The organism is Micromonospora sp. NPDC004551 (genome assembly GCF_040609975.1).
Lineage (GTDB): Bacteria > Actinomycetota > Actinomycetes > Mycobacteriales > Micromonosporaceae > Micromonospora.
The window spans coordinates 1-3793 of the sequence record NZ_JBEXLM010000077.1 but is presented as its reverse complement, the minus strand read 5'-3'; the positions used below and the strand labels follow the sequence as shown (position 1 = coordinate 3793).

The 3793-nt window shown below is 58.8% G+C and carries 2 rRNA genes; both read right to left on the bottom strand.

Annotated features, from left to right (window positions below):
• Positions 1-2185: ribosomal RNA gene (locus tag ABZW14_RS34150) — 23S ribosomal RNA — on the bottom strand; the annotation flags it as partial.
• Between the two features lie 369 nt (positions 2186-2554).
• A 16S ribosomal RNA gene (locus tag ABZW14_RS34145) occupies positions 2555-3793 on the bottom strand; the annotation flags it as partial.

The following is a 3793-nucleotide window of genomic DNA, read 5'->3' as shown; positions in this document are numbered from 1 at the left end:
CGCCATTCGTGCAGGTCGGAACTTACCCGACAAGGAATTTCGCTACCTTAGGATGGTTATAGTTACCACCGCCGTTTACTGGCGCTTAAGTTCTCCGCTTCGCCCCGAAGAGCTAACAGGTCCCCTTAACGTTCCAGCACCGGGCAGGCGTCAGTCCATATACATCGAATTACTTCTTCGCATGGACCTGTGTTTTTAGTAAACAGTCGCTTCCCCCTGCTCTCTGCGGCCATACAACGCTCCACCCGCGCGGGGCTTCACGTCTCCGGCCCCCCTTCTCCCTAAGTTACGGGGGCAATTTGCCGAGTTCCTTAACCACAGTTCGCCCGATCGCCTCGGTATTCTCTACCTGACCACCTGTGTCGGTTTGGGGTACGGGCCGCTAAGAACTCGCTAGAGGCTTTTCTCGGCAGCATAGGATCACTGACTTCACCTGAATCGGCTCGGCATCACGTCTCAGCCTATATGGCGTGCGGATTTGCCTACACGCCGGCCTACACGCTTACCCCGGCACAACCACCGGCCGGGCTCAGCTACCTTCCTGCGTCACCCCATCGCTTGACTACTACCCGCCAGGTTCCCACGCTCCCCACGTCAGACCCGAAGGTCATCGGCGGCTCGGGTGGTTAGCACAACGAGGTTCGTCAGGGTCGCTCTTTCGCGGGTACGGGAATATCAACCCGTTGTCCATCGACTACGCCTCTCGGCCTCGCCTTAGGTCCCGACTCACCCAGGGCGGATTAGCCTGGCCCTGGAACCCTTGGTCATCCGGCGGAAGGGTTTCTCACCCTTCTTTCGCTACTCATGCCTGCATTCTCACTCGTGCCGCGTCCACAACTAGGTCACCCCGTTGCTTCACCCCCGGCACGACGCTCCCCTACCCATCCACACACCTGCACAAGGAATCAAGTCCAAGCGAGGTTGAAATGTGAATGCCACAGCTTCGGCGGTGTGCTTGAGCCCCGCTACATTGTCGGCGCGGAACCACTTGACCAGTGAGCTATTACGCACTCTTTAAAGGGTGGCTGCTTCTAAGCCAACCTCCTGGTTGTCTATGCGACCCCACATCCTTTTCCACTTAGCACACGCTTAGGGGCCTTAGCTGGTGATCTGGGCTGTTTCCCTCTCGACTACGAAGCTTATCCCCCGCAGTCTCACTGCCGCGCTCTCACTTACCGGCATTCGGAGTTTGGCTGATTTCGGTAAGCTTGTGGGCCCCCTAGACCATCCAGTGCTCTACCTCCGGCAAGAAACACGCGACGCTGCACCTAAATGCATTTCGGGGAGAACCAGCTATCACGGAGTTTGATTGGCCTTTCACCCCTAACCACAGGTCATCCCCCAACTTTTCAACGTTGGTGGGTTCGGCCCTCCACGCGGTCTTACCCGCGCTTCAGCCTGCCCATGGCTAGATCACTCCGCTTCGGGTCTAGAGCATGCGACTGAATACGCCCTATTCAGACTCGCTTTCGCTACGGCTCCCCCACACGGGTTAACCTCGCCACATGCCACTAACTCGCAGGCTCATTCTTCAAAAGGCACGCCGTCACCCCGCAAGGCTCCGACGGATTGTAGGCGAACGGTTTCAGGTACTATTTCACTCCCCTCCCGGGGTACTTTTCACCATTCCCTCACGGTACTCGTCCGCTATCGGTCACCAGGAAGTATTTAGGCTTACCAGGTGGTCCTGGCAGATTCACGGCAGATTTCAGGGGTCCGCCGCTACTCGGGAACACCCACAGGAGGTCAACAACTTTCACCTACCGGACTATCACCGTCTACGGTCAGCCATTCCAGACTGTTCGACTAGCCATTGACTTTGTAACTCCTCGAACGAGTGTCAGCCCGTTCAGCAGGGTCCCACAACCCCGACCACGCAACCCCTGACAGGTATCACACGCAGCCGGTTTAGCCTCAATCCGCTTTCGCTCGCCACTACTCACGGAATCACTGAATTGTTTTCTCTTCCTACGGGTACTGAGATGTTTCACTTCCCCGCGTTCCCCCCACACACCCTATGTGTTCAGGTGCGGGTGACACCACATGACTGGTGCCGGGTTTCCCCATTCGGACACCCTGGGATCACAGCTTGGTTGACAGCTCCCCCAGGCCTATCGCGGCCTCCCACGTCCTTCATCGGCTCCTGGTGCCAAGGCATCCACCGTTCGCCCTTGACAACTTGACCACAAAGATGCTCGCGTCCACTGTGCAATTCTCAACAAACGACCAACCCACAACCCGAAACGCCCCACACCTCGACCTCAACAGATCCGGTTTGCAGGGCCAGGCCATGCCTGGCAACCGTCCCCCACCCACAGCAGGGGCATGGTTCTGAAAGACAACCCACGGTTGTTCTTTCAGGACCCAACAGGGTGCTTTGCACTCGCCACCAGCCGCACCAGGTCTCCGTTCCACACCACCGAAGTGGCCGTACTAGAAGGAACCCGGCCGTTGCCGGCACCAAGCTCACCAGTGTCTCCGCCATTGAGCACCCCACCACCGCATTCGGGTGGCGCGGGCTCCTTGCACCCTTTCGGGTGAAGGTGCTCCTTAGAAAGGAGGTGATCCAGCCGCACCTTCCGGTACGGCTACCTTGTTACGACTTCGTCCCAATCGCCAGCCCCACCTTCGACGGCTCCCTCCACAAGGGTTGGGCCACCGGCTTCGGGTGTTGCCGACTTTCGTGACGTGACGGGCGGTGTGTACAAGGCCCGGGAACGTATTCACCGCAGCGTTGCTGATCTGCGATTACTAGCGACTCCGACTTCACGGGGTCGAGTTGCAGACCCCGATCCGAACTGAGACCGGCTTTTTGGGATTCGCTCCACCTCACGGTATCGCAGCCCATTGTACCGGCCATTGTAGCATGCGTGAAGCCCTGGACATAAGGGGCATGATGACTTGACGTCATCCCCACCTTCCTCCGAGTTGACCCCGGCAGTCTTCGATGAGTCCCCGCCATAACGCGCTGGCAACATCGAACGAGGGTTGCGCTCGTTGCGGGACTTAACCCAACATCTCACGACACGAGCTGACGACAGCCATGCACCACCTGTGACCGCCCCCGAAGGACCCCACATCTCTGCAGGTTTTGCGGCCATGTCAAACCCAGGTAAGGTTCTTCGCGTTGCATCGAATTAATCCGCATGCTCCGCCGCTTGTGCGGGCCCCCGTCAATTCCTTTGAGTTTTAGCCTTGCGGCCGTACTCCCCAGGCGGGGCGCTTAATGCGTTAGCTGCGGCACAGGGAACCGGAGAGGCCCCCCACACCTAGCGCCCAACGTTTACAGCGTGGACTACCAGGGTATCTAATCCTGTTCGCTCCCCACGCTTTCGCTCCTCAGCGTCAGTATCGGCCCAGAGACCCGCCTTCGCCACCGGTGTTCCTCCTGATATCTGCGCATTTCACCGCTACACCAGGAATTCCAGTCTCCCCTACCGAACTCTAGCCTGCCCGTATCGACTGCAGGCCCGCAGTTGAGCTGCGGGTTTTCACAGTCGACGCGACAAGCCGCCTACGAGCTCTTTACGCCCAATAAATCCGGACAACGCTCGCGCCCTACGTCTTACCGCGGCTGCTGGCACGTAGTTGGCCGGCGCTTCTTCTGCAGGTACCGTCACTTACGCTTCGTCCCTGCTGAAAGAGGTTTACAACCCGAAGGCCGTCATCCCTCACGCGGCGTCGCTGCATCAGGCTTCCGCCCATTGTGCAATATTCCCCACTGCTGCCTCCCGTAGGAGTCTGGGCCGTGTCTCAGTCCCAGTGTGGCCGGTCGCCCTCTCAGGCCGGCTAC